Here is a 23,993-nt window from a genome sequence, read left to right on the forward strand (position 1 = left end):
GTCAGGCCGCCTTGCCGGCGCGGTTGGCCAGACCGGTCTCGGCGGCGATGCGCTTCAGCGTGTGCAGGCCCAGCGTCTGGTAGAGCAGGGGATTGCGGACCTCCGGGTCCTGCTCGGCCTCGATCACGATCCAGCCGTCATAGCCATTGTCGGCAAGGATCTGCAGCAGCGGCTTGAAGTCGATCGCGCCCTCCTGGTCGCCCGGCACGGTGAAGGCCCCCGCCAGCACGCCCTGCAGGAAGCTCAGGCCCTCGGCGCGGACCCGCCCCGTGACATCGGGACGGATGTTCTTGGCGTGGAAATGCGCGACGCGCGCGACATGGCGCTTCAGAACGTCCTCCGGATTGCCGCCGCCGAAGGTGCAGTGCCCGGCGTCGAACAGCAGATGCGTGTGCGGCCCGGTCGCTTCCATGAAGGCGTCGATCTCCTGCGGCGTCTCGACCACCGTGCCCATGTGGTGGTGATAGGCGAGGGTGATGCCCTCGGAGGCCAGATAGGCGGCGAAGGCCTCGATCTTGGCGCCGAAATCCGCCATCTCCCCGGCGCTCAGCACCGGCTTGCCGTTCACCGGCTTCTCGGGGTCGCCATGGATCGCGTTCGAGGTCTCGCAGACGATGCAGACGGCGCAGCCATTGTGCTTGAGCTTGGCCAGATGCGGCTGCACGGCGGCGATCTCGTCCTCGAGCGACCGCGTCAGCAGCTCGGTCGAGTACCAGCCGGAGATGAAGGCCATGCCATGGCTGCCGAGCAGCGCCTTCAGCTCGGCCGGGTCCTCCGGCCAGCGATGGCCGTTCTCGATCCCGTCGAAGCCGATCAGGTGGCCGGCTTCCTCTAGGATGCGCGCCGTGGGGATGTCGCGGCCGATGCTCTGGTCGTCGTCATTGGCCCAGGCGATGGGGTTGGTGCCGAAACGGATCATGGAGATGTCCTTCAGGGTAGCGCCACGGGGCGGCCTTCGGAGGCGGCCATGGCGTGGATGATGCGTTCGATGGCGAGCCCGGCGGCGAAATCCGGGCCCCGGTTCTTTCCGCCCGCGATGGCGCTGAGCAGATCGCGCGCCTCGATCACCTTCTGCTCGTTGAAGCCGAAATTGTGGCCGGGCGCCGGGCAGAAGGCAGCGAAGTCGGGCTGCTCGGGACCGGTGAGGAGCCGGGTCAGGCCCGGCTCGCCCCTGCGATGCAGCCAGAGCTCGTTCATCGTTTCCTGGTCGAAGGACAGCGTGCCCTCCGAGCCGTGGATTTCCCAGTGCAGGCGACATTTGCGCCCCGGCGCGATGCGCGAGGTGGCGAAGCTGCCGGTGGCGCCGCTCGCAAAGCGCAGGATGGCATGGGCAGTGTCGTCATTCTCGACCGCTTGCGGCCCCTCGGGCGAGGGACGCATCGCGATCGGGGTCGAGGTGATCGCGGTCACCTCGGCGACCGGCCCCATCAGCCCGACCATCTGGCTGACAAGATGGCAGCCGAGATCGCCGAGCGCGCCGAGACCGCCGCCTTCGCGGGTCATCCGCCAGGACCAGGGCAGGTCCGGATCTGCGGAATAGTCCTCGTCATAGACCCCGCGGAAGCTGTGCGGCGTGCCGATGGCGCCCGAGGCGACGAGCCGCTGCGCCTCCTGGTAGGCGGGCGAGCGCAGGTAGTTGTAGCCGAGGATCGTCACCTGGTCCGGATGCGCGGCGGCAAGCGCCGCCATGGCTTCGGCATCCGCGAGGGTCAGCGCCATCGGCTTTTCCAGCCAGACATGCTTGCCGGCCCGGAGCGCCGCCTCGGCCATCGGCCGGTGCAGGCCGTTCGGGGTGGTGATCGACACGACATCGACCGCCGGATCGGCGACGGCCGCCTGCCAGTCGTCCGTGCCGCGGGCGAAGCCGAATTGCGCGGCGAAGCTGTCGGCCCGGTCGGCGGGCATGTCGCAGAGGATCTCCAGCCGCGGATGGGCGCCGCCGAACACCGTGGCGGCATTGCGCCAGGCCATGGCGTGGCACTTGCCCATGAAGCCGGTGCCGATCAGGCAGACCCCCAGCGGGCGGTCGGGCATCGGAGTGGTCATTGCTGCACCTGGAAAGGGAAGGGTGGCGGGCCGGGAGAGAACGGCCCGCCGGGGGAGGATCAGATCGTGCCGCCGAGCGAGCCTTCGAGCTGCGCCAGTTCCTGGCCGCCGGCCATCAGGTCCTGCAGCTCCTCGGGCGTGATGTCGCCGCGGGTGGCGGTGCCGACGTCTTGCCGCGGTTGAGCACGGTGAAGCGGTCGCCGACGGCCAGCGCGTGGCGCACGTTGTGCGAGATGAACACGACGCCGACGCCCTGCTTGCGCACCCGGTCGATGGTGGCGAGCACGTTCGAGGTCTGGCGCACGCCGAGCGCCGAGGTCGGCTCGTCGAGGATCAGCACCTTGGCGCCGAAATAGACCGCGCGGGCAATGGCCACCGTCTGGCGCTCGCCGCCCGAAAGCGTGCCGACCGCCTGGTCGGGGCCGCGCAGGTTGATGCCCATCTTGCGCATTTCCTCGACGCAGATGTCATTGGCCGCGTCCATGTCCATCCGCTCGAACAGGCCCTTCCCCTTCTTCGGCTCGCGCCCCATGAAGAAGTTGCGGGTGACGCTCATCAGCGGGATCATCGCGAGGTCCTGGAACACCGTGGCGATCCCGGCCTCCATCGCGTCGCGCGGGCTGGAGAACGACATCGGCTTGCCCTCGAAGAGGATCTCGCCCTTGGTCGGCTTGTGGACGCCCGACATGGTCTTGATGAAGGTCGACTTGCCCGCGCCGTTGTCGCCCAGCAGGCAGTGGCATTCGCCGGGGCGGATGTCGAAGCTGACCCCGGCAAGCGCGATGACATTGCCGAAATGCTTCTCGATGCCCTTCATCTCGACGATCGGCGCATGGGTGACCGGATCGCCATGGTGGAACTTGGTGTCGATGGTCATCAGCGTTCCCCCGTCACGCGCTTGCGGATGGCGTTGTTGAAGAGCACGGCGATCAGCAGCATGCCGCCGAGGAAGACCTGGAACCAGTCCTGGTCGAAATTGGTGTAGGTCAGGCCGATCGTGACCATGCCGAAGATGATCGCGCCGAAGAAGGCGCCGATCGCCGAGCCGTAGCCCCCGGTCAGCAGGCAGCCGCCGATCACGGCCGTGATGATCGCCTCGAATTCCTTCATGAAGCCGCGGCGGGCATCGGTCGATCCGCTGTCGATCACGGTGATGATGGCAACCAGCGCGGCGGCGCAGGCGGTGCAGACGAAGAGCGAAATCTTGACCTTGTTGACCGGCACGCCCGAATTCGAGGCCGCGTTGCGGTCGCCGCCGGCCGCGAAGATCCAGTTGCCGCGGGCGGTGCGCAGCAGGACATAGGTGGCGGCCAGCGCGACGAGGACGAACCAGAGGATCTCGACCGGGATGCCCGGCACCTTGGGCAGGCCGGAGCGGAAGGTGTCGACCAGGCCGACCGAGGCGAGCCAGTTGAAGACGAAGCCGAAGGCATCGCCCGAGAAGACCGGGGTCAGGAAATCGCCCTCGACCGCCTCGCGCACGCCGCGCAGCTGGGTGGAACCGCCGGTGAAAAGCTTCAGCCCGACCAGCGAGGCGCCGCGCAGGATGAAGAGCCCGGCCAGCGTCACGATGAAGGACGGCAGCCCGGAGCGGATCACGATCCAGCCGTTGGCAGCGCCGACGAGGCCCGCGAAGAGGAAAGTCAGCGGGATCGACAGGACCAGCGGCAGGCCCAGGTTGACGGTCAGCGCGCCGAAGATCATCCCGGCGAAGGCCACCATCGAGCCGATCGACAGGTCGAATTCGCCGCCGATCATCAGCATGGCGGCCGCGATGCCGAGAATGCCGAGCTGGGCGGCGGGGGTCAGGAAGTTCATGATGCCCGACAGCGTGAACATCGAGCGGTCGGCGGTGATGAAGAAGAAGATCGTGACCAGGATGACGCCGCCGACGGCGCCAAGCTCGGGTCGTTTCATGAGGCGCGCGACGAAGGGCTCGGTCTTGATGCGTTCGTCTTCCATCGTCAGGGCAGCATCCGTTGGCATGGCAGGGGTCCTCTGTGTCTGGGAACCCGGCGCGGGCACGCGGCCTGCGCCGGGGCGGGGCTCAGCGGATGCCCTGGGCGGAAAGGTCGATCACCTGGGCCGCAGCCTCCTCGGTGACCAGGTTCGGGCCGGAGGGAACGTCGCCGCCCGGCATCAGGCCGTATTCGGCGTTCATCGCCAGGAAGACGACCGGCAGGTAGCCCTGCAGGAACTGCTGCTGGTCGATGGCGAAGGCAGCCTTGCCGTCGGCGACATCCTGCAGGAAGCCGGCCGAGAGATCGAAGGAGGCCACCAGCACCTCGCCGGTCAGGCCCATCGCCTCGACCGCGGCCACCGCAGGCTCGCCCACCAGCGAGGCGCCGAGGCCCAGCACGGTGTCGACCTCGTCATCGCTGTCGAGCGCGGCGCGGACCTTGGCCTGCACCTCTGCCGGATCGTTCATGGTCGGGATCACCTGCACCGGGTGGCCGAAGCCCTCGGCAAAGCCCTCGCAGCGCTGGTCGAGCGAGACGTTGCCGACTTCCTGGTTCACGCAGATGCCCTTGGTGCCGCCCATTTCGGCCAGCTTCTTCCCGGCGGCGACGCCGGCATCGAATTCCGACTGGCCGACATGCAGCTTGGCGCCCAGGTCATGGGCGACATCGCCGCCCGAGTTCATCGAGATCACCGGGATGCCGGCCGCGACGGCGCGCTCGATCGCCGGGCTCAGCGCGTCGGCGTCGGGGATCGAAACCACCAGCCCGTCGGGCTCCTGGTTCACCGCGGCGTCGATCATCTGGCTCATCTGCACCATGTCGAAGGTCTCGGGCGAGCGGAAGTCGACATTGGCGCCGGTCTGTTCGGCCGCTGCCTGGGCGCCGTTCTTGACGACCGACCAGAACGGGTCGTTTGCCTGGCCATGGGCGACGACGATGATGTCGGCGGCAAGGACCGGCATGGCGGCAAGGGTCGCGGCGGCGGCCACGGAAGCGAGAAGCGTCTTCATTGGTATCCTCCCTTTGGATATGCGGGCAGCGGAAATGCGCTGCCGTTGCGCGGCCCTTGCGGACCGGCGCATTCGTCGCCTGCGCGGGACGCCCCCTCCGGCACCCCGACAGGAAATCTCGGATGGCGGGTTACGCCACCGGCTCTGCCGCAGCGGGCAGGGCGGCCGCGGGCGCCACCGGGCGGCCGGTCTTCGCCGATTCCGTCGCCGCCTCGGCCAGGGCCAGCGCGGTGATCCCGTCCTCCAGCGTCACCGGCATCGGCGCGCCCTCGAGCACGGCGGTGACGAAGGCGTCCCATTCGCGCAGATAGGCCGGCATGTAGCGTTCGAGGAAGAAATAGGTGGGCTTCGCGCTGACCACGCCCGCCACGGTCGATTTCGAGACCGTGTTCTCCAGCATGTTCGCGGCCTGCAGCAGGCCTTCGGAACCCAGCAGCTCCACCCGCTGGTCGTAGCCGTAGACCGCGCGGCGGCTGTTCTTGATCACCGCGATGCGGCCGTCGGCATAGGTCAGCGTGACCACAGCCGTGTCGACATCCCCGGCCTCGCCGATCGCCGGATCGACCACCGCGCTGCCGACCGCCTGGACCGAGACCGGCGCCTCGCCCATCAGGAAGGTGGCCATGTCGAAATCATGGATCATCATGTCGCGGAACAGGCCGCCCGAGACCTTGATGTAGCTCACCGGCGGCGGTGCCGGATCGAAGGAGGTCAGCGACAGAAGCTCCGCCTTGCCGATCTCGCCCGCGAGGAGCGAGGCCTTGAGCGCGCCGAAATTCGGGTCGAAGCGGCGGTTGAAGCCGATCATCACCGGCTTGCCGGTTTCCGCGGCCTTCCGCTGGCAGGCCTGGGCCCGGGCCAGCGACAGGTCGACCGGCTTTTCGCAGAGCACGGCCTTGCCCGCGGCAGTGGCCTTCTCGATCAGGTCCGAATGGGTGTCGGTCGAAGTCGCCACCAGCACGGCGTCGATGCTGTCATCGGCCAGGATCTCGTCCGAACTGGCCGCCTTGGCACCGAATTGCGCCGCCAGCGACTCCGAGGCCGCCGCGAAGACATCCGACACCGCAACCAGCTCGCTTTTCGCGTGACCGGCAATGTTCACCGCGTGCACCTGGCCAATGCGGCCGGCACCGAGCAACCCAACTCTGAGCATGTATTCCTCCCGAATCGCGGCCTCCCGCCGCTTTCCCGGAGATTGGTCGCAATTTCTGCACCCGCGTGCAAGACTTTTTGCACCCGTGAGCAAATTTTCTGCACGCGCGTGCACAAAGCCGGGCGGACCTTCGGTCAGAGCTACACCCTTCACGGTTTCCCGCTTATGATGGTGACCGGAGAGGAGACCCGATGACAGAGATCGAACGGACCGCCCCGGCGGGGAGCAACATCACCGCCGACGACGTGGCCGCCGAGGCCGGCGTGTCGCGCTGGACGGTGAACCGTGCCTTCAAGAAGGACGCCTCGATCTCGGCGAAGAGCCGCGAGAAGGTGATGCGCGCGGCCGAACGGCTGGGCTATGTCCCCGACCTGCGCGCGGCGAGCCTGGCCTCGGACCGGTCGCATCTGGTGGCGCTTCTGGTCGACGATTTCGCCAACCCGCACAAGCTGGTGATGCTCGAGACCCTGACGCGCGTGCTGCGCCGGGCAGGCTGGGACACGCTTCTGGTCAACACGCTCGACAAGGAGGATGCGGGTTCGGCGCTGATCAATGCCAGCCAGCGCCGGGTCGATGCGGTGATCCTGATCGGCATCCAGTTCGATGACGAGGTGCTCAAGACCGCCGCCCATGCCCGCCGCTTCCGGAAGCTGATCATCTTCGCGCGCACGTCGCAGAGCCCCGACACGATCTCCATCGCGGTCGATGACGTGAAGGCGATGCAGGATATCGCGGGTTATGTCGCGAAGCGCGGCTACCGGCGGCCGATGTTCCTGGCCGGACCGCGGACATCCTCGGCCCATCTCAAGCGCAAGGAGACCTTCATGGCCTTCTGGCAGGAACGCTTCGGCACCGTGCCGGACTGCGCCTCGGTCGCGGCCTACGATCCGCAGCTGGCGGCCGAAGTGGTGACAGCCGAACTCGGCGGGCGCGGCCGCAGCGAGCTGCCCGACATCCTGGTCTGCGAGAACGACGCGCTGGCGATCGGCGCAATGGATGTCATCCGCCACCGGCTGGGATGGCGCATTCCCGGCGACATTGCGGTCATCGGCTTCGACGACATCCCGCCGGCCGGCGGGCTGAACTACCAGCTGTCGAGCTACCGGCAGCCGGTGGCCGAGATGGCGGAATATCTCGTCGAGGTGCTCGAGAGCCGCGAAGACCGGGATTTCACCCGGCTCTTCGAAGGCGGGATCGTCCCCCGCGACAGCGCCTGACCCGGTGGCCGACAGGGTCCGGGCGAACCCGGGCCGGGAGCGGACTTGCCCTCCGGGACCAAATTGGGTTGCTTGCACTGCTGCGGGCCCTCGGGGATGCCGAACTCGGTCCGGCAGGGCTGCAAGATTGCGCCCGGCACATCGAAGCAGAGTTTCCGGAACTGCGATCGGGCGGCGGTCATGCCGGAGCGGGCCGCGCCGCCCAACGCAGCTGCCCGGACCGGGTCCAAGCAGCGGAGGTCCCGGCAAGAGCATCGCCCGTCCGGTGGCAACGGAGGCCGGCGGCGCGCCTGTCCCGGCGCAGGACGCGCGCGGAACCGGATTACGCCCGGCCCGCGCTTGCATGGCTCCCATGAAAGACAGGCCTGCGCCCGGCTAGTCGGCCGCCACCGGGTCCAGCGTCAGCGTCAGCGGCGAAGCAAAGGCGCGACCATGGGTGCCGTCCCGCCGGTGATGGCCATGCATAACGGTTGCCGGCCGTCCCTCCGGGCGCAGCACGATCACCGCCGGGCCGGACCCGCGCAGCACGAAGTCGAAGACCTGCACCGCAAGCGACCCCGGCACCCGGCCGGGAGACGCGACGGTGCGAATGCCGGTCAGCTCGGCATTGCGGGTGACCGGGTCGAGCACCCAGGTGACCGGCCCGGCCGGCAGCTGGACCTCCACCGCAGCGCCCTCAGCAACCGGCTGGACCGTGTTGTCATGGGCCTGCGTGAAGACGAAGGGCCGGGCCTCCTGCGCCGCGGCAGGCAGCCCCGCGAGCAGCCACAGGACCGGAATCGCGAAACGTGCCATGTCAGCCTCCATGTGCGGACGGACCGAACCCCGCGGGCAGGTCGCCGTAGATCAGCAGGTTGGCCATCATGCCGTTATCCTCATGCGGCAGGATATGGCAGTGATAGACGGTCAGCCCGGTCACGTCGGGCCGGAAGTAGATGCGGATCTTCGCACTGCCCAGCGGCGGCAGCGCGAAAGTATCCCACCAGCTGTCGTCGCCGGTGGGCGCGCCGTTCAGTTCGACCACCTGGAAGGGATTGACGTGGATGTGGAACGGATGGCGGAACACGTCCTGGTTCACCAGGAGCCATTCCTCCGTGGTCCCGGCCAGCACCGCCTGGTCGATCCGCGCCGCGCTGAAGGGCTTGCCATCGAGGAAGAACTGCACCGGCACGGTGGCGATGTTGCCCTGGAAGGTCACCGTGCGGGTGTTCACCACCTCGCGGGCATGGGCGGGGATGACGGGCGGCGCGACCAGCTTGCCGGGCAGCGCCCCGTCCATCGGCTCGCCCGCCACGGCAAGCGTGGCCAGCAGCTTCTCGGGGCGCGGCCCGCCGGGATGGCCTCGCGGGCCGGGTGCGGCGCCGGGGTCTTGGGGGGCGCCGCCCGGTCTTCGGGCGGGGCCGGGGGAAGCTCGGGACCGCGGCGCGTAACGGAGGACGCCACCCGGTCCCAGATGGCGCGATCCTCCTCGCTCAGGCCGCGCCTCTTCCTTGCCATGACGTCAGGGGTCCTCTCAGGCGCCGGTGGCGACGAGCTGCCAGTTCGGATCTTCGCTGCCCATCACGCGGCCGAAGGTCCAGACGTCGCGCTGGCGCTTGATCATGTTCGGATCGCCCTCGACAGCCGTGCCGTTGACGTCGCGCACGACCGAGGTCAGCTCGCCGACGAAGCGCACCGTGACCTCGCCCTCGCGGGTGGCGTCGTTGAACTCGGCGCCGACCAGCGCAAGTTCGCGGATGCCGACGAAATTGGCATCGATGCTCAGGCCCTGGCGCTCGCGCTCCTCGATCACGTCGAGGAAGCTGTCATGCACCTCAGGGGCAAGGAAGCCGCGCACCTCGGAGAGATCGCCGCGCTCGAAGGCCATCAGGATCATCTCGTAGGCGCCGCGCGCGCCCTGGAGGAACTCGCCCACGACAAATTCCGGCTCGGCGGCCTTCATCTTGGCAAGCGCCTCGGCGGCATCGCTGCCGGCCTCGACATGGTCGATGATGTCGCGGTCGGGGCCGCCTTCGATCACCTCGAAATCCGGGCGCGGACGCTCGGCAGCCGGGCCCGGCGCCTGGACGGGCGGCTTCTCGAATCCATCTCGTGTGCCCAGGACATTTTTCAGGCGCACGATCAGAAAGATCGCGATGCCTGCAAGCACGAGAAGTTCGATTAGGGATGAGCTCATTGGCAGCCTCTGGTGGTAACGCCCGGGTGTCTCCCCTATGTAAGGGCTCGATACACCCAAGTCCACCGGACCAGAGAAAAGGGAGAGCGCCCAGATGTGGCTCTTGATCGCATTCATCGCCGTGCCGCTGATCGAGATCGGCCTGTTCATCCAGGTCGGCGGCCTGATCGGCTTGTGGCCGACGCTGGCGATCGTGCTGCTCACGGCCATGATCGGCCATGCGATGATGCGCAAGCAGGGCGGGCAGGTGCTGCAGAAGCTGCAGCGCGCCATGGCCGGCGACGGCAATCCGGCCGAGCACATGGTCCATGGCGCGATGATCCTCTTCGCTGGCGCGCTGCTGCTGACGCCCGGCTTCTTCACCGATGCGACGGGCTTCCTGCTTCTGATCCCGCAGGTACGGATGGCTGCCTTCGACTGGGCGCGCCGCAACGTGAAGATGCAGGGCGTCTACATGAACATGGGCGGCAGCGGCATGGGCGGCGGGCCGGCCGGCCATCGCCGCGGTCCGCAGCGCAGCGACACGATCGACGGCGAGTTCACCGAGATCGATCCCGACGAGCTGCCGCCGCGTCCGGGCGACACGCCCTCGGGCTGGACCCGCAAGTGACCATTGAATTGTAACGGTTTTGCGGCGCATTCCGCCGCAAACCGCTGCATGCGCGGCATTTTCCGCCCTGGCTGCGCCGAAGTTACCCGATCGCCGCCATTGAGGGGACCGGGGCTTCCTGATAACACCTTGCGGGACATTCCAACGGGAGAGACCTCATGGCCGAGAACGGCGCAGCCCCGCAGCAACCCCAGGTCAAGATGCAGATCCTGGGCCAGTTCATCCGCGACCTGTCCTTCGAGAACATCGTGGCGCAAAAGGGCGTCCAGGGCGACGTGAAGCCCGACGTCCAGGTTCAGGTCAACCTCGACGCCAAGAAGCGTCCGGCCGACAACCAGTACGAGGTCCAGACGAAATTCACCGTCACCTCGAAGAACAAGGACAGCGACGACGTCCTGTTCCGCATGGATCTGGACTATGCCGGCATCTTCCAGATCGAAGGCGTCCCGGAAGCCCAGCTGCACCCGTTCCTGATGATCGAGTGCCCGCGCATGCTGTTCCCCTTCGTCCGCCGCATCGTCTCGGACGTGACCCGCGACGGGGGCTTCCCGCCGCTGAACCTGGAAAACGTGGACTTCATGGGAATCTACCGCAACGAGATCGCCCGCCGCGCGGCTGCCCAGCAGCCGGCCGAGGCCCCGGTCGTCAACTGACGCCAACCGGCACCGCAGATAGGGAAAGGGAGCGCCGCGGCGCTCCCTTTTTTGTTTCAGAGCTTCATGCTGCCGGTATCCATGAACCGCTGGTGCCAGCTCAGCGCCTCGCGCGGGAGAGACGGCGCATGCAGGCCGTAGCTCTCCTTATCGGCGCGCGCCATGTAGTCCTCCAGCATCGGCCGGTAGGCGGGATGGGCGCATTTCTCGACGATCAGCTTGGCCTTCTGCTTCGGCGACAGGCCGCGCAGGTCCGCCAGTCCCTGTTCGGTCACGATCACCTGGACGTCCTGGTTGATGTGGTCGACATGGGCGACCTGCGGGACGATGGCGGAAATCGCGCCGCCCTTGGCGGTCGAGGGCGTCATGAAGATCGAGACATAGCCGTTGCGGGCGAAGTCTCCCGAGCCGCCGATGCCGTTCTGGATGCGCGAGCCCATCACATGGGTCGAGTTCACGTTGCCGTAGATATCGGCCTCGATCAGCCCGTTCATCGCGATGCAGCCGAGCCGGCGCACGAGCTCCGGGTTGTTCGAGATCTCCTGCGGCCGCAGGATCAGCTTGTCACGGAAGCGCGCGGCATTCTCGTTGAAATAGAGCGCCTTCTCCGGCGAGAGCGAGAACGCCGTAGCCGAGGCCATGCGCAGCGTGCCGGCCTCGATCATGTCGAGCATGCCGTCCTGGATCACCTCGGTGAAGGCGGTCATCTGCTCGAAGGGCGTGTCGATCAGACCGGCCATCACCGCGTTCGGCACGTTGCCGACGCCCGATTGGAGCGGCAGCAGCGACGGCGGCAGACCGGCCCGCTTGGCCTCCCAGACGAGGAAGTCGAGGATGTTCGCGGCAATCGCCTCGGCGGTCTCGTCCGGCGCCGAGAAGGGCGCGTTCCGGTCCGGCGCATCGGTGACCACGACCGCGACGACCTTGGACGGATCGACCTTGAAATACGGCTGCCCGATCCGGTCATCCGAATTCACCAGCGGGATCGGCTTGCGGTGCGGCGGCAATGCCGTGCCGTAATAGATGTCGTGCATGCCGTCGAGCATCGAGCTCTGCCAGGCGTTCACCTCGAGGATGATCTTGTCGGCGATGTCGATCCAGGTCTTGTTGTTGCCGACGGACGAAGACGGGACAAGTTCGCCCGCCGGCGTGATCCCCGAAATCTCGATCACGGCCGTGTCGAGCTTGCCGAGGAAACCTTCCCAGGCCATCGGAGCGACCTGGCTGAGATGCATGTCGAAATACTCCATCTGCCCGGCATTGATCTTCTGCCGCGCGATGGGATCCGAATTGTAGGGAAGACGGAATTCGATGCCGTCGGTCTTGGCCAGCGCGCCATCTAGCTCGGGGCCGGTCGATGCGCCGGTCCAGATCTTTACGCGGAAGGGATTGCCCTTGGCGTGTTCCTCTTCGATGCGCGCGGCCAGGGCCAGCGGGACGGCCTTGGGATAGCCCGAGCCGGTGAACCCGCTCATGCCGATCGTGGAGCCGTTGGAAATGAGGCGCGCGGCGTCCTCTGCGCTCATGACTTTGGATTGGAAATCAAGGTTCCGAATGCGAGCCTGCTGTAGCACGTGGTCCTCCCTTGTGCATGCAATGGTATTCCTTTGGAACAGCGAGGACGCGCAGCTTGCAAATGATAAAATTGCTCTGTCGGAAATTTTCCTTTATTTTTGGTTCACTAGCATGGCGGTATGCACTACGTGCATAACTGAAACCGGGTTTTACCCATGGTCACCCGGAAAATTTCGCCCAGACCGAGCCATCGCCCAGCTTCGCCACGAAGGCCTCGTGGGCGGCCCGCTCGTCCCCGGTCAGGCGCGGGGGCAGGGGATTCGCGCGCGGCGCCGGCTTCCAGTTCGTGTCCAAGCTCTGGTCATCGCGGCCGCGCCGGCCCGCGGCCAGCTCAAGCCCCGGCTGGCGGCCGCCGATCAGTTCCAGGTAGACCTCTGCGAGGATTTCGCTGTCGAGAAGCGCGCCGTGCAGCTCGCGGTTGGAGTTGTCGATGCCGAAGCGGCGGCAAAGCGCATCGAGCGAGGCCGGCGAGCCGGGAAAGCGCTTCTTGGCGATGGCCAGCGAGTCGACCACCCGCGGCGCCGCGATCGGCGGCAGCCCCATGCGGGTCAGCTCGAAATTCAGGAACCTGTGGTCGAAGGCGGCATTGTGCGCGACGATCCGCGCGTCATTGCCGATGAAATCCAGGAAGGCCTGGCCGATCTCCTCGAAAAGCGGCTTGTCCTTCAGCGTGACTTCCTTGCCCTCCGCCGGGCGCGGCGGGTTCAGCAGGTCGGGACCGATGCCGTGGACGCCGAAGGCTTCGGCCGGCATGCCGCGCGCCGGGTTGATGTATTGATGGTACTGGCGGCCGGTGGGCAGGTGGTTGAACAGCTCCACCGCGCCGATTTCCACCACGCGGTCGCCGGTATCCGGATCGAAGCCGGTGGTTTCGGTATCGAGAACGATTTCACGCATGGCTTGCCTCCAGATCGTCGATCACCGCCCGAACCTGCGCGCGGGCGGTGTCGATGTCCACCGTCTCGATGACGTAATCGGCCCGCCTGCGCTTCTCGTCATCGGGCATCTGGCGCGACAGGATCATGTCGAACGTCGCCTCGGTCATGCCGGGACGGGCCAGGACGCGCGCGCGCTGGACCTCCGCCGGCGCGGAGACGACGGCGACGGCATCCATCTCGCGTTCCGTGCCGTTCTCGAAGAGCAGCGGGATGTCGAAGACGACGACCTTCGCGCGGCTCTGCGCGAGAAAGCCGGCCCGGTCGGCCGCGACCAGCGGATGGACCAGCGCCTCGATCCGCTTCAGCGCGTCCGGATCGGCCGCGATCCACTGCTTCAGCCTGTCCCGCGACACGGCCCCGTCGATCACCGCCTCCGGGTGCAGCGCCTGCATCCCCGGCACGGCGGCCCCGCCCGGACCATAGAGCCGGTGCACCGCGGCATCGGCATCCCAGACATCGCAGCCAAGCTCGGCGAACATCTTCGCCGTGGTCGATTTCCCCATCCCGATCGAGCCGGTCAGGCCAAGGCGGACAGGCCGGCTCACGGTGCCAGCATCAGCGTGCGCAGGTCCGGCGTGACCTGCGCGTCGCCGCCGAACCAGCGGTTGAAGCCAGGCACCCCCTGCCAGAGCAGCATGCCCAGACCGTCGACGATACGCGCGCCGCGCCGCGCCGCCGCCTGCAGGAACGGCGTTTCGAGCGGCGTATAGACGATGTCGGTCGCCAGCATGCCGGGATGGACGCCGGACAGGTCGAGATCGAAGGGCGGCTGGCCGGCCATGCCCAGCGAGGTCGTGTTCACCACCGTCGCCGCCCCGTCCAGAGCCGGCCCGGTCTCGCCCCAGTCGAGCACCCGCACCTTGGGCCCGAAGGCCGCCGCCAGCGTTTCGGCCCGCGCCCGCGGCACGATGGTCATCTGCCCGGCCGGCACGCCGTTGGCCAGCAGGTGGCGCTGCATCTCGCGGGCGCGCGCATCGCCGAGGTCGCGGTTGCTCTGCGCGCTCTCGGCGCTGGTCTGGCCGCGGTAGCGCTGCGCGTCGGCGAAGCCCTCGATCTCGACATTCAGGTTGTGCTGCTTGATGAACAGCGCCAGGTCCATGATCCGCCGGGCGAAATCGCTGTTGCGCTCCTGCCCCTCGGCGGTGAAGGTCTCCAGATGGTGCTCGCCGGTCTTGAAATGCACCGTCTTCAGCGGATCGCCGGGCGCGTTGACGAAGGCTGCGATCCCCGCAGCATTGACCTGCGCCGCAACGTGGTCGGCATAGCTCGGCACCGAGCCCTGCGCCGTGGTCGAGACCGTGGTCGAGGGGTTGAACACGTAATCCGTCGCACTGTCGGCATCGACCTGGATCACCGCCCGGTCGAAGCCGCCGCCGAGGAAGGTCACCGTCTTGTCGGTCACCTGCACCTTTTCCGGCGCGGCATCGGTGGTGATGGCGAAGGTCCGGTCCGAGGGCCGGTAGAGCATCCGCGGCACGCCCGCCTGGGCATCCGCCGTCACCGCCCGCTGCAGCGCCCGGATCCGTTCCAGCGGATCGCCGCCCGTCAGCGGAAAGTTCTGCCCGCCGATCGTCACCGCGCCGGTCGAGGCCGACTGGATCTCCATCTGCGCCGAGCGTTCCCGCGTGACGGTGGACGACCCGCTTTCCGAGGAGCTTTCCGAAGACGAGGCATCGGTCGAATTCGTCGTCGTGTCCGAGAAATTCCCCGACAGGTTCACGCCGACGCTCAGGTCCTTCTCTACCTTCAGCGACAGCTGCATCGAGCAGCTGATATCGGCATGCTGGTAATGGTAGAAGGCCGGGCTGAGCCCCAGATCCAGGAGCGACTTGCCGTCGAGCCCCTCGCGCGGCTTGATGAACTCGCCGATCTGGTCGACCGAATTCTCGTCCAGCGCCCGCTGCGCCTCGGCGATCGACAGCCCCAGCGCCTTGATGAACTCGGCGACGCTGGCCTCGGCCAGCACCTCGCCCGGTGTCATGTCCTCGATGTCAGGCATCGCATGCTCCTCCTCGATGCGCGCGGCTCACTTGGCGTCCGGCCGGATCAGCCGAACGGGACGGTCTCCTGCTTCGCCGGATCCGGCAGGGGGCGGGCCCGCGCCGGATCGACGCGGTCCTCGCGGACGGTGAAATATCCCGACTTCTTCTGCAGCTCGGCCAGGCGGCGCGGCTCCACCCGCATCCCCCGCCTGAGCCAGCCGAGCACAGTCTCGGCCAAGGGCAGCGCCTTCGGCCCCGCCAGCGTCACGGCCTCCTCCAGCGCCTCGCGCGCCGCCTCCGTCTCGCCCGCCTTCAGCCGCACCAGCCCCAGCCGCTCCAGGATGCTGCCATGGTCGCGCCGCTGGAGGGGATTGCACGCGCCGGCCGCACGGTAATGGGCATCGGCCATCGCGCAGTATTCGATCACCTCGGCGAACTGCCCAGTCTGCTCGAGGCTTTCCATCACGCATTGGGTATAGTGCCGGAAGAACACCTCCGGCGCCTTCGCCCCGACGCAGAGCCTTATCGCCGCCCGGTAGTGGCGCAGCGCCCCGGCATGGTCGCCCTTCAGCGCGGCGAGCTTGCCGGCCTCGGCGATCCCGACATGCATCTCGTGTCCCGGCGCCGCCATGTCACGCGCCCTCCGGATCGAACAGCTCTGCCTCGATGCCCTGCCCGGCCAGCGCGTCGCGGACCAGCCGCGCCTGCAGCTCGGGCATGGCGAAGGGCAGCCGGTCTGGTCCCTCGAACCGGTGGCGTGACCCGCCCGGCTTCGCGCAGTGGGCGGCGAAGCCGTGAAGGACAAGTGCGCCTTCATCGCCGCCCGCGCTGCCGAGCGCTCCGTCATCCTCATGTGCCGGGTGCTTCCGGTCAGCACGAGCTGGTTCCATTCCTGGCGTGCCGCGGCCCCGAAACGGGCGGCGCGCCAGGCGTCCCGGGACGCCCTGTTGCCGCGGATGCGTGCAATCTTCGAGCCCAGTCCGCGATCCGGGGGCAAGCTCAGTCCGGGCGCCGCTGGCGGCGGCGGACAATGGCCCCCCGCAACGACATCCCGAAGGCCACCCGGCATCTCGGCCGCGTTCGCCGGACTTCCGCGGCGCTACTGGCGCCACGGTTCCGGCTCGCTCTGGAAGAAGTGGTCCGGCGATCACGTCCGCAGTCGGCTCAAGGCCAGGATGCGGAACCTCAAGTCCTTCGGCGAGCGGATCGCCTCGGGGGACCCCGACCGCCAGACCGCCGAGATCCACATCCGCGTCATTCGCGGCTGCGCTCGGAGCAATGGCGCTTGCCGCTCATTGATGAACCGCTTCAAGGCCCCCGGCACCTCCGGGATCGAACGCGCGGCCTGACCTCAGCTGGGAAAAGGGCCATCATGTCCTGAACCCGACTTCTGCAACAATGCCGCTCACAAGGCCCAAGGCAAGTCCGCGGGGTGGCGGCATGATGCGGGAGCCTGCCGGGGCTGGCCTTGCGGCGCCTGGGGCGTGGGCTTTGCCTGCCGGATCGGGCAAGTGTCCGGCGAGTCGGGCGGGGCAAGGTCGTTCGCGGGCATTGCCTAATTCATGTGCAAACATGCGGATTGCAAGTTGTGACATGCGGGTTAATCCGGCGGTCACCTTTGCTTTGCCATTGTAAGGCTCGCATGGACGTCCTCGCGGGGCAGTGACGGAGTTTCCGGCATGGACGTCGCGTGACCGTGATGATGTTATCAACCCTAGGGGATCTGGGGGGGCTGGGAAACTCTGTCATGGCGAGTTCTTGTGCCGGCAAACGGCCGGTTGTCGATTGGGGCCGTCGCCACGGTGCCTTCGTTGCGCTGCCGTCGGCATGGCTGGTGCGGCCGCCGCAAGATGGCGGCGCGGATGCCGAGGCTTTCGGCGTGGCGGATTGCGAGCCGGGCGCGCGGTTGAGGCCGTCGCGGTCGGGCTATGCGGTGCAGACGGCCTCCATGCGGAGGTCGCCGATCGAAATGGCGATGGGGGCTGCCTGGTCCGGGACAGGGTCCGCGGGGCGGGGCAGCGCGGGCTCCGCATCTTCGACGGAGACCTCGGCAAAACCGGCCGACGCGTGCCGGACAGAGGCGCGGCGGACGCGGTCGTCCTTCAGCCAATCGCGGAGCATGCAGTCATTGGCGCCGATTTCCCGGGCGATGTCTACCGGAGGCAGGCCGTCGTCCAGCATCCTTCGGGCAGCCTCGCGTTTCAGCTCCGGCGGCCAGATGTTGCGGCCGCTCTTGCTGCGCGTCACGGTGAATCCCCAGACTGTTCTGCTCATCGCTTGTGTCGTCCTGTTCCATGCGTGGGACCGGGCGGATCGTCACCGCCGCATGGCGACCGGCACACCGCAGCCCGGCAACGCTGGATCTTAAAGCAATGCCGAAAGGCTCCAACTTCGGATCCGGGGAACCGATGCACCGCTTACGATGCATGGAAGCAGGGTCAGGGGAACACCGGAGAACCGCTTGGAGGGGAAGGCCGTTCATGCTTGCCCCCGGCTCCCGAACCGGCCGGTCATTGCGGCGGCCTGCCGACCCTTGCCTGTTCGGCATGCGGTGTCCGGTGCCGGAATGCCGGCGGCAACGCTTGCAGTGAGTTCCGGAGCATTCGCACAGCGCCGCGCGGACCTCAGGGCGGGCCCGGACATTGGTTCGATGGGCCAGTCCGGACATCGCCGCTGCGGACAAGCCCTCCATTGGTTTGGTCTGAACCTTCGAAGGGACGTCCTTTCTGCGCATCGAGACTGCCGCTTCCAGCTCAACGGACAACCGCGGGCAGTCGCCGTCTGCATGGCGAATTCCGCGGCCGGAACGGCAAACCCGGCCGGAACGGCAAACCCGGCCGGGCGGCAGGTCTCCGACGCCAGGCGGATCGCGGTGTCCGCGGAGAAGTCCGTCATCCCCTCCGGCATCGGCCCGCTGCCCCGCGGGCAGTCTCCGCCGCAGCCTGCGCCATCGGTCCGGCCAAGGATCGGGAAGGCGGCACGATGCGACCGTCTCCGCCGGCTGCGGCACAGCTGATGTCGGCCAGGCAGATGCGCTCCGGCTCGGCCGCGCGGACATTCAGTTTCGGCAGGCTGTGCACGTTCTGCGCCTTCGGATGATGCGTTGGCGAAGACCGGCTTGCACCTCGGTTTGCAGCGGCGGTCGGTCGTCCCGAAGGCACGGCGCCTCCCGCTGCGGCGGACCAAGGCCGGCATCTTTCGAAAGCTTGGCCGCAGCCTTCTTCGCACCCCCACAGCCCTGGCCGCGCGGCGCTGCGTCGCCATTGCCGCTCCCAATGCCCGCATTCCCGGCTGGGCAGGCGGCAGCCCGCGCCGGAGGCCGCGCAATGTGCGGCTTCGCCATTGGACCGTGACGCCGGATCCCGCCCTGCGCCGGGATCGAAACCCGACCGGCCGGCCGGGGCAGGCCGGAGCGGCCATGGCAGACCCCGGTCAGATGTGGCTCCCACCGCGAACAGGCGGCAGTGCCGTCCTCTCTCTTGCTTTGGCAACTGCATCACGGCGCGGACCGGCGCCGAGCGTCCGCAGCACCCTCGAAACGGGACGGTCCGCTGTTCTCGGCGGAAGGAACGGGCAAACCCCCGGCTGCAGGCGGAAGGTCACCGGATCCGGGAGCGCCTCGCGGTCTTGCCGCTCCGGCACCATCCAAACGTCTTCCGAAGGCTTCGAGCTGCCCGGCGCAGACCGCTGGGCGGCAGCCAGTTCCGCCCAATCAGCGCCAGATAGCGCGCCTTGGCAGCGGCTCGGGGCCGGGAATGCCGATCCGCGGATGCCGCGCAGCTGCCAAGGGCCGGAGCCTGCCGCAGAGCGGCGGCGGCGTCCTGGCCCCGAGCCCGGATGGCCTCAGCCGGCGGAGGGCGGGGTCCGGCCGAGTTCCTCCATCAGCCATTCGGCACGCGCGATCTGCTCGCGCGCCACGGCGAGCTTGTGTTCGAGGCGCTCGCGCGTCCCGTCATCCGGGGCGGCGGCGATCTCCTCCGCCAGGGCGTGCTCCTTCCGGTGCAGCTTGCCGAGGATCCGCGCGACATGGTCCGGGCGGATCTCGCTCGCATTGCCGCTCTCTTGGCGGGACCGGTAATCGGCAAGCTTGGCGGCCAGCTTCTTCAGTCCCATCGCATCGGCTCCCGCGAAACGAGACCGGCAGGATGCCGGGTCTCCCGGATGGCAGTTCCCCCGCCGGCCCCGCCCGGCTCGGCGGCCGCGCCGGGCTCCCCCGGATGGGGCAGTTCGTCTTCGTCGAGCGCGAGCAGCTTCTCGACTTCGGCCATGGCCAGGTCGCGTTCCATGTAGCAGCGCCGCGCGGCATCTGTCAGCAGCCGCATTGCCGCGTAGGCATAGCGCGAGTCGTTGAGGAAGGAGGTCGCCCGCTCCGCCGACAGCAGGTCCGAGCGGATCAGCCTGTCCACCCGCTCGGAGGTGGCCCGTGCGTCATGCTCGATCTGCACCCGCTCCTGGTCGAGCCAGAGCGCGCTGCGCTCCTCGGGATCGGCCAGGGACAGCGCATGGATCTCGGCGGCAATCCGCGCCAGCTCCGCCCGCAGCCCGTCATAGAGCTCGGTGGTCACGCCGAAGGACCGCGTGGTGTAGCGCTGGACGTTCTTCCTCAGGTGCTTGACCGATTTGACCGCCTGCACGACATCCCCGGCCACGTCGCGCAGCTCGTAGACCCGGTCGGCAATCTCGGGGGCGAATTTCCGGTCGCCGATATGGCTGGAGAATTCCAGGATGGCGGCATGGAGCGACTTGACGCGCCGCTCATAGGCATCGTCGTAATCGAGCGGGATGGCGGCCCGGGCGGCGCGCACGGTGCCCTCGAGATCTGCGCTGCCGAAGACCGTCTTCTCATCGAGATTCAGCCCGTGCAGGATCAGCCCGAGGGCGTTGTCGGTGAGATGCTGCACCTCCTTGCGCAGGGCGGTCTCGAAGGTCAGCGGCAGGTCGTCCACCGCCTGGTTGAGGTAATGCGGCTGGCTGGTCTCCGGCAGCTTCTCCGGCAGCCAGCGTTCGAGCGCCGCGACCAGCCGGTCGAGCAGCGGCAGCATCAGCACGACGCCGAGCAGGTTGAAGACCGTGTGGAAGACCGCGAGCTTCAACGCGTAGTCGTCTGCCGCGATGCCGAGCCCGGCGGCGATCCGGTCGACCGCGCCGGCAAGCGGCGTGATGAAGGCAAGCGCGACGACGGCCGTGACGGCGTTGAAGACCAGATGCGCCAGCGCCAGCCGCCGCCCCTGGACGTTGGCGCCGAGCGCGGCCAGGATCGCGGTGACGGTCGTGCCGACATTCGAGCCGATCGCCAGCGCCAGCGCATTTTCGTATGTCAGCTGCCCCGAGGCCAGCGCGGTCAGGATCAGCACCATCGTGGCGTGGCTCGATTGCATGACCACCGTGGCGGCGGCGCCGATCACGGCATAGACCGCCAGCCCGGCAAGGCCGGTCAGGGCAAACCGGGTCAGGTCGATCTGCTCCTGGAAGGTGTCGAACCCGTCCTTCATGAAATGGATGCCGAGGAACAGGAAGCCGAGCCCGCCGAGCGCGAGTCCCGCGCCGCGCAGCGGCTTGGACGACTGGAAGACCAGCAGGATGCTGAGCGCCAGCATCGGCATGGCATAGGCGGCGATATCGACCTTGAGCCCCAGCCCGGCGACCAGCCAGGCTCCGGTCGTGGTGCCGATATTGGCGCCGTAGATGATGCCGACCCCGCCTGCGAGCGTGATCAGCCCGGCGCTGAGGAAAGAGATTGTGATCACCGAGACGAGCGAACTCGACTGCAGGAGCGAGGTGGTGACGAAGCCCGAGAGCAGCGCGCGCAGCTTCGATCGGGTGGCGCCGGCCAGCACCCGCTCCATGGCGCCGCTGCCGAAGAGCTTGAACCCGTCCTCGAGCATGAACATCCCGAAGAGGAAGACCGCGACCCCGGCGGCGATCTCCTGCAGGTCGGGAACGCGCCAGAAAGCCAGGATCATGCCTGCCATGGCGGCGGGAAGGACATAGCGCTTCATCGGGCCCGTGCTTTCATTGTGCCGTCTCCTTCCGGCCGTGGGGCTCCAGCTTTGCGCCTTTCCGTTCCGCTCCGTCAATGCGGACCTTCCGTCAGCGTCCGCCGCGGGCAGACATGGGGTCACGCTGTGACCGGGCCCGGATCGCCGTCGCCATATGATGTACATCGCGCCAATCCGCGGTCCGGGGGCAAGGTCAGTCGCGACCGGCACGAAAGGGCTGCCGCCAGGCGCGCGCTGCGCTTGGCACGACCGGCAGGTTCGGGCTGCCAAGGTTCCTGCCTGTGGCCAGGCGCGAGCGGCAGCCATTGCCGTCGCGAAGTCTGTCGGCGCTCGCGGACCCCGCGTCGTCCGGGTCCATGTCACGACTTCCGCTGCGGTATTCCGGTTCCTCCGGTCTTGCGCTGCAGCGCTGTGTCGTAGGTGCGGGCGAGATATTTGCCTGCGCCCCTGTTGGTGACAATAACATCCTCGTAGAGCGTGTAGCTTTTCATCTTCGCGGTGTTCTCGGGCGGATTTCGGCCGAACACCAGCGCGCTTTCCACATCTTCGAGAAGGCGCGAGGTCGCCTCGCCGGTCGTCCAGAGATGGCCGAACTTGACCGTCACTGCACTGCCAGAGGCCATCAGCCTGCCGATCCAGTCTTTCTGGTGCTCGGTCATCCGCTGGTAGAGATCACGATAGGCACTCTTGACGATGCCGATGTACATTAACTCGGCGGAAGACGACCCAGCCTCGCGTTCCAGCAACATGTAAAGGGCATAGGTGGCATCGCGCATCGTGTAGAGATGGGCGCGTTTCGAAGTGTCGAAGGGCACCGCCTTTTCCCATTCCACGGTCACCCTCAAAGGGCCATCGTTTGCCATGGCACCGGCCTCCGCACCGAAGCTCAATGTCGCCATGCCGGGCTTGAACGCCGTGCATGCCGTGGCGGAGTTGCCGAGGCCGCAGTCGCCAGCCGGCGAGTCATGCTGCTGCGAGGATAAGTCTCGCATGACGTTATTGGCAAGGCTGATCGCTTTCTGCTGCCTTCGCCAGCACGGCCGAAGACGGTGAATGACCGGACTTGGGAGCACATGCCCGACCGGCGAGGTTGAAGCTCTGACCGTTGCGACCGGCAGAAAGGGGTGAAAGGGGCCCGACGGGGACGACAGGCGAGCGGCTGGGTCCGCTCCGCGGCCCAGGATGGTGACGTTGGTTAAATCACCGGTGACGCGCCAAAGCTCCCGCGCTGTCGAAAGGCGGTGGAAAGCCCCCAATTAGGCTTTTTTCGTTTTCATGGTAGCATGGGGCGAGGAGGGTAGCCAACTTGTCCGAGAAGGCAGCCGAATTTATCGGGGACATCCCCACACACTATGACGCTGGCCTCGGTCCAGTTCTGTTTGCCGACTTCGGCGACAAGCTGGTAGCCGAAGCTTGCAAGGGTTCGGCGGCAAAGGTCCTGGAATTGGCAGCCGGCACCGGCATCGTCAGCAGAAAACTTCGGGATTGCTTGCCCGGAGAGAGTTCCATGCTGGTTACCGACCTCAACGCTCCGATGCTCGACGTGGCGCGGCAAAAATTTTCGGAGGGCGAGAACGTAGATTTCAAAGTCGCCAACGCAATGGAGCTGGATTGCCGCGATGACGCGTTCGATCTTATGGTCTGCCAGTTCGGCGTGATGTTCTTCCCTGACAAACCTGCCTCGTTTCGAGAAGCGGCACGCGTGCTCGAGCCCGGCGGGCGCTACGTGTTCAACGTGTTCAGCGCCATGCAAGAGAACCCATATTCGCTAATCGCCTACGGCGTTCCCGCGCAATTCTTCCCCGGCACCCCCCCGGGGTTCTACAAGATCCCCTTTCACTACGGGAACCCTGAAAAGGTTCGGCAAGATCTGGCAACCGCAGGTTGGCGGGATGTCAAGAACGAAACGATCCGGCTGAGCAAGAAAATCGTCGATCCCGAAGGATTTGCCAGAGGGCTCGTCTTCGGCAATCCACTGATTGATGAAATCAGGAGCCGAGGAGGCGTTGACCCGGAAACTGTCTTCACGGCGGTTCTCAGAGCCCTCAATGTGATGTTCGGCCCATCCGACATGAAGATGCCGCTGGAAGCGACGAGGTTTACCTGTACGTGTTGAATTCCGTCGAGACCTTGCCCGGGAAGCCCGGAAAATTCCGTTGAGAACCGCCCCATGTGCGGACTCGCCCCTGACTTGATCATCGGGGGCAACGGAATGATCGACATGGCATTTCCGGGCACGATCCGACGCTGGCCATTATCGGACCAGCTCCCGATCCGGAAAATATCCCTGCGTACCGGGTTATCCCGGAGCGAGGCGCGCGCCGCCACCGGTCCGAGGCTGCGCCGAGCGATCCGCAATCATCTTAGGCCGGAACGGTGGTTCCGAAGTTCCAGGGTCCCGAACGGCCGGACAAGCTGGATCCTAACGGGGGGCAAACTGGCGGCCTGGCCGAAGACCGAGGCGGTCAAGCCGCGGAAGCACCTGCACGCCGGACCCGCAAGCTCGGGCTGCGAGGGCTCCTGCAACCGGGTGGCCGCCTTCGCCCCGCTGGAAAGAGGAGCGCCAGCAACAGAGCCAGCCAAGATGACGACCACGCTCCTCGACCGTCTTCCCCACCGCTGCACGCGCCGCCGCCAGCGATGCTTGGACCGGTGGCGGTTCTGGCCAGTTTC

At 67.3% G+C, this 23,993-nt stretch carries 22 protein-coding genes and 2 pseudogenes; 6 read left to right on the forward strand and 18 right to left on the reverse strand.

Going from position 1 to position 23,993, the window contains the following annotated elements; genetic code table 11:
* Nucleotide 1 precedes the first annotated feature (1 nt).
* The 6 genes and pseudogenes from iolE to iolG all read right to left on the reverse strand — a co-directional run bounded on the left by iolE (nt 2) and on the right by iolG (nt 6,170).
* Nucleotides 2-919, reverse strand: a complete 918-nt coding sequence (iolE, locus tag C7T91_RS15365; RefSeq protein ID WP_108260002.1) for a myo-inosose-2 dehydratase — start codon at nt 917-919, stop codon at nt 2-4.
* Between the two features lie 11 nt (nt 920-930).
* Entirely contained in the window at nt 931-2,046 is a 1,116-nt protein-coding gene (locus C7T91_RS15370; RefSeq protein ID WP_108260003.1) for a Gfo/Idh/MocA family protein, read from the reverse strand.
* 59 nt (nt 2,047-2,105) lie between these two features.
* Nucleotides 2,106-2,923: pseudogene (locus tag C7T91_RS15375) on the reverse strand (ATP-binding cassette domain-containing protein).
* Nucleotides 2,923-4,032, reverse strand: coding sequence for an ABC transporter permease (locus C7T91_RS15380; RefSeq protein ID WP_108260004.1), 1,110 nt, complete (start codon nt 4,030-4,032; stop codon nt 2,923-2,925). The pseudogene C7T91_RS15375 and the gene C7T91_RS15380 overlap by 1 nt, the downstream one beginning before the upstream one ends.
* Before the next feature lie 61 nt (nt 4,033-4,093).
* Complete coding sequence (locus C7T91_RS15385) at nt 4,094-5,017, reverse strand: sugar ABC transporter substrate-binding protein (protein WP_108260005.1); 924 nt, start codon at nt 5,015-5,017, stop codon at nt 4,094-4,096.
* A 130-nt stretch (nt 5,018-5,147) separates the two neighbouring features.
* On the reverse strand, nt 5,148-6,170 hold the full coding sequence (gene iolG, locus C7T91_RS15390; RefSeq protein WP_108260006.1) for an inositol 2-dehydrogenase: 1,023 nt from the start codon (nt 6,168-6,170) through the stop codon (nt 5,148-5,150).
* Between the two features lie 191 nt (nt 6,171-6,361).
* On the opposite strand from iolG, the gene C7T91_RS15395 reads away from it, so the two are divergent.
* On the forward strand, nt 6,362-7,387 hold the full coding sequence (locus C7T91_RS15395; protein WP_108260007.1) for a LacI family DNA-binding transcriptional regulator: 1,026 nt from the start codon (nt 6,362-6,364) through the stop codon (nt 7,385-7,387).
* A gap of 375 nt (nt 7,388-7,762) precedes the next feature.
* Here the strand turns inward: C7T91_RS15395 and C7T91_RS15400 are convergent, their stop codons facing one another.
* The 3 genes from C7T91_RS15400 to C7T91_RS15415 form a co-directional block, all read right to left on the reverse strand.
* Complete coding sequence (locus C7T91_RS15400; protein WP_108260008.1) at nt 7,763-8,182, reverse strand: hypothetical protein; 420 nt, start codon at nt 8,180-8,182, stop codon at nt 7,763-7,765.
* Between the two features lies 1 nt (nt 8,183).
* Nucleotides 8,184-8,681: a multicopper oxidase domain-containing protein gene (locus C7T91_RS15405; protein WP_108260009.1), complete on the reverse strand. Its 498-nt coding sequence runs from the start codon at nt 8,679-8,681 to the stop codon at nt 8,184-8,186.
* 219 nt (nt 8,682-8,900) lie between these two features.
* On the reverse strand, nt 8,901-9,563 hold the full coding sequence (locus tag C7T91_RS15415) for a Tim44/TimA family putative adaptor protein (RefSeq protein ID WP_108260010.1): 663 nt from the start codon (nt 9,561-9,563) through the stop codon (nt 8,901-8,903).
* A gap of 94 nt (nt 9,564-9,657) precedes the next feature.
* On the opposite strand from C7T91_RS15415, the gene C7T91_RS15420 reads away from it, so the two are divergent.
* Both C7T91_RS15420 and secB read left to right on the forward strand, forming a co-directional pair.
* Complete coding sequence (locus C7T91_RS15420) at nt 9,658-10,173, forward strand: FxsA family protein (protein ID WP_108260011.1); 516 nt, start codon at nt 9,658-9,660, stop codon at nt 10,171-10,173.
* A gap of 158 nt (nt 10,174-10,331) precedes the next feature.
* On the forward strand, nt 10,332-10,826 hold the full coding sequence (secB, locus tag C7T91_RS15425; RefSeq protein ID WP_108260012.1) for a protein-export chaperone SecB: 495 nt from the start codon (nt 10,332-10,334) through the stop codon (nt 10,824-10,826).
* A 56-nt stretch (nt 10,827-10,882) separates the two neighbouring features.
* Here the strand turns inward: secB and C7T91_RS15430 are convergent, their stop codons facing one another.
* The 5 genes from C7T91_RS15430 to C7T91_RS15450 form a co-directional block, all read right to left on the reverse strand.
* The gene (locus C7T91_RS15430) at nt 10,883-12,400 is read right to left on the reverse strand and encodes an acetyl-CoA hydrolase/transferase family protein (protein WP_108260013.1); all 1,518 of its coding nucleotides are present in this window, start codon (nt 12,398-12,400) and stop codon (nt 10,883-10,885) included.
* 160 nt (nt 12,401-12,560) lie between these two features.
* Nucleotides 12,561-13,298 (reverse strand): DNA polymerase III subunit epsilon, encoded by a 738-nt coding sequence (gene dnaQ, locus C7T91_RS15435; protein WP_108260014.1) that lies wholly within the window; start codon nt 13,296-13,298, stop codon nt 12,561-12,563.
* The gene (gene coaE, locus C7T91_RS15440) at nt 13,291-13,884 is read right to left on the reverse strand and encodes a dephospho-CoA kinase (RefSeq protein ID WP_269101633.1); all 594 of its coding nucleotides are present in this window, start codon (nt 13,882-13,884) and stop codon (nt 13,291-13,293) included. Before coaE ends, dnaQ begins: the two co-directional genes overlap by 8 nt.
* Nucleotides 13,881-15,338, reverse strand: a complete 1,458-nt coding sequence (locus tag C7T91_RS33595) for a hypothetical protein (protein WP_201742115.1) — start codon at nt 15,336-15,338, stop codon at nt 13,881-13,883. Before C7T91_RS33595 ends, coaE begins: the two co-directional genes overlap by 4 nt.
* Nucleotides 15,339-15,385: 47 nt before the next feature.
* Nucleotides 15,386-15,952, reverse strand: a complete 567-nt coding sequence (locus C7T91_RS15450; protein WP_108260015.1) for a peptidylprolyl isomerase — start codon at nt 15,950-15,952, stop codon at nt 15,386-15,388.
* Between C7T91_RS15450 and C7T91_RS37905 the strand changes: the two genes are divergently transcribed.
* Nucleotides 15,951-16,082 carry a hypothetical protein gene (locus C7T91_RS37905; protein WP_269101636.1) on the forward strand — a complete coding sequence of 44 codons (132 nt, stop codon included), beginning with the start codon at nt 15,951-15,953 and terminating at the stop codon, nt 16,080-16,082. The genes C7T91_RS15450 and C7T91_RS37905 overlap by 2 nt on opposite strands.
* A 239-nt stretch (nt 16,083-16,321) precedes the next feature.
* Nucleotides 16,322-16,670: pseudogene (locus C7T91_RS15455) on the forward strand (hypothetical protein); the annotation flags it as partial.
* Nucleotides 16,671-17,247: 577 nt separating this feature from the next.
* Here the strand turns inward: C7T91_RS15455 and C7T91_RS15460 are convergent.
* The 4 genes from C7T91_RS15460 to C7T91_RS15475 all read right to left on the reverse strand — a co-directional run bounded on the left by C7T91_RS15460 (nt 17,248) and on the right by C7T91_RS15475 (nt 22,183).
* Nucleotides 17,248-17,595: a transposase gene (locus tag C7T91_RS15460; RefSeq protein WP_108260016.1), complete on the reverse strand. Its 348-nt coding sequence runs from the start codon at nt 17,593-17,595 to the stop codon at nt 17,248-17,250.
* Nucleotides 17,596-19,164: 1,569 nt separating this feature from the next.
* The gene (locus C7T91_RS15465; protein ID WP_108260017.1) at nt 19,165-19,434 is read right to left on the reverse strand and encodes a hypothetical protein; all 270 of its coding nucleotides are present in this window, start codon (nt 19,432-19,434) and stop codon (nt 19,165-19,167) included.
* Nucleotides 19,425-21,320 (reverse strand): Na/Pi cotransporter family protein, encoded by a 1,896-nt coding sequence (locus tag C7T91_RS15470; protein ID WP_108260018.1) that lies wholly within the window; start codon nt 21,318-21,320, stop codon nt 19,425-19,427. Before C7T91_RS15470 ends, C7T91_RS15465 begins: the two co-directional genes overlap by 10 nt.
* Before the next feature lie 359 nt (nt 21,321-21,679).
* Nucleotides 21,680-22,183 carry a hypothetical protein gene (locus C7T91_RS15475; RefSeq protein WP_145962898.1) on the reverse strand — a complete coding sequence of 168 codons (504 nt, stop codon included), beginning with the start codon at nt 22,181-22,183 and terminating at the stop codon, nt 21,680-21,682.
* A gap of 443 nt (nt 22,184-22,626) precedes the next feature.
* Between C7T91_RS15475 and C7T91_RS15480 the strand changes: the two genes are divergently transcribed.
* A complete protein-coding gene (locus C7T91_RS15480; protein WP_108260020.1) occupies nt 22,627-23,436 on the forward strand; it encodes a class I SAM-dependent methyltransferase in 810 nt (269 codons plus the stop codon).
* Nucleotides 23,437-23,993: the final 557 nt, after the last annotated feature.

Origin of the sequence: Mangrovicoccus ximenensis (genome assembly GCF_003056725.1) — a bacterium.
Taxonomy (GTDB): domain Bacteria; phylum Pseudomonadota; class Alphaproteobacteria; order Rhodobacterales; family Rhodobacteraceae; genus Mangrovicoccus; species Mangrovicoccus ximenensis.

Bases quoted from the DNA above. Each gene is read 5' to 3' on its own strand.
- C7T91_RS15400 (WP_108260008.1), bottom strand. From the start codon at position 8,182: ATGGCACGTTTCGCGATTCCGGTCCTGTGGCTGCTCGCGGGGCTGCCT.
- C7T91_RS15470 (WP_108260018.1), bottom strand. From the start codon at position 21,320: ATGAAGCGCTATGTCCTTCCCGCCGCCATGGCAGGCATGATCCTGGCT.
- C7T91_RS15385 (WP_108260005.1), bottom strand. From the start codon at position 5,017: ATGAAGACGCTTCTCGCTTCCGTGGCCGCCGCCGCGACCCTTGCCGCC.
- C7T91_RS37905 (WP_269101636.1), top strand. From the start codon at position 15,951: ATGTCACGCGCCCTCCGGATCGAACAGCTCTGCCTCGATGCCCTGCCC.
- secB (WP_108260012.1), top strand. From the start codon at position 10,332: ATGGCCGAGAACGGCGCAGCCCCGCAGCAACCCCAGGTCAAGATGCAG.
- iolE (WP_108260002.1), bottom strand. From the start codon at position 919: ATGATCCGTTTCGGCACCAACCCCATCGCCTGGGCCAATGACGACGAC.
- C7T91_RS33595 (WP_201742115.1), bottom strand. From the start codon at position 15,338: ATGCCTGACATCGAGGACATGACACCGGGCGAGGTGCTGGCCGAGGCC.
- C7T91_RS15420 (WP_108260011.1), top strand. From the start codon at position 9,658: ATGTGGCTCTTGATCGCATTCATCGCCGTGCCGCTGATCGAGATCGGC.
- C7T91_RS15450 (WP_108260015.1), bottom strand. From the start codon at position 15,952: ATGGCGGCGCCGGGACACGAGATGCATGTCGGGATCGCCGAGGCCGGC.
- C7T91_RS15370 (WP_108260003.1), bottom strand. From the start codon at position 2,046: ATGACCACTCCGATGCCCGACCGCCCGCTGGGGGTCTGCCTGATCGGC.
- C7T91_RS15465 (WP_108260017.1), bottom strand. From the start codon at position 19,434: ATGGGACTGAAGAAGCTGGCCGCCAAGCTTGCCGATTACCGGTCCCGC.
- C7T91_RS15395 (WP_108260007.1), top strand. From the start codon at position 6,362: ATGACAGAGATCGAACGGACCGCCCCGGCGGGGAGCAACATCACCGCC.
- C7T91_RS15460 (WP_108260016.1), bottom strand. From the start codon at position 17,595: ATGAGCAGAACAGTCTGGGGATTCACCGTGACGCGCAGCAAGAGCGGC.
- C7T91_RS15475 (WP_145962898.1), bottom strand. From the start codon at position 22,183: ATGGCAAACGATGGCCCTTTGAGGGTGACCGTGGAATGGGAAAAGGCG.
- C7T91_RS15380 (WP_108260004.1), bottom strand. From the start codon at position 4,032: ATGCCAACGGATGCTGCCCTGACGATGGAAGACGAACGCATCAAGACC.
- C7T91_RS15415 (WP_108260010.1), bottom strand. From the start codon at position 9,563: ATGAGCTCATCCCTAATCGAACTTCTCGTGCTTGCAGGCATCGCGATC.
- iolG (WP_108260006.1), bottom strand. From the start codon at position 6,170: ATGCTCAGAGTTGGGTTGCTCGGTGCCGGCCGCATTGGCCAGGTGCAC.
- dnaQ (WP_108260014.1), bottom strand. From the start codon at position 13,298: ATGCGTGAAATCGTTCTCGATACCGAAACCACCGGCTTCGATCCGGAT.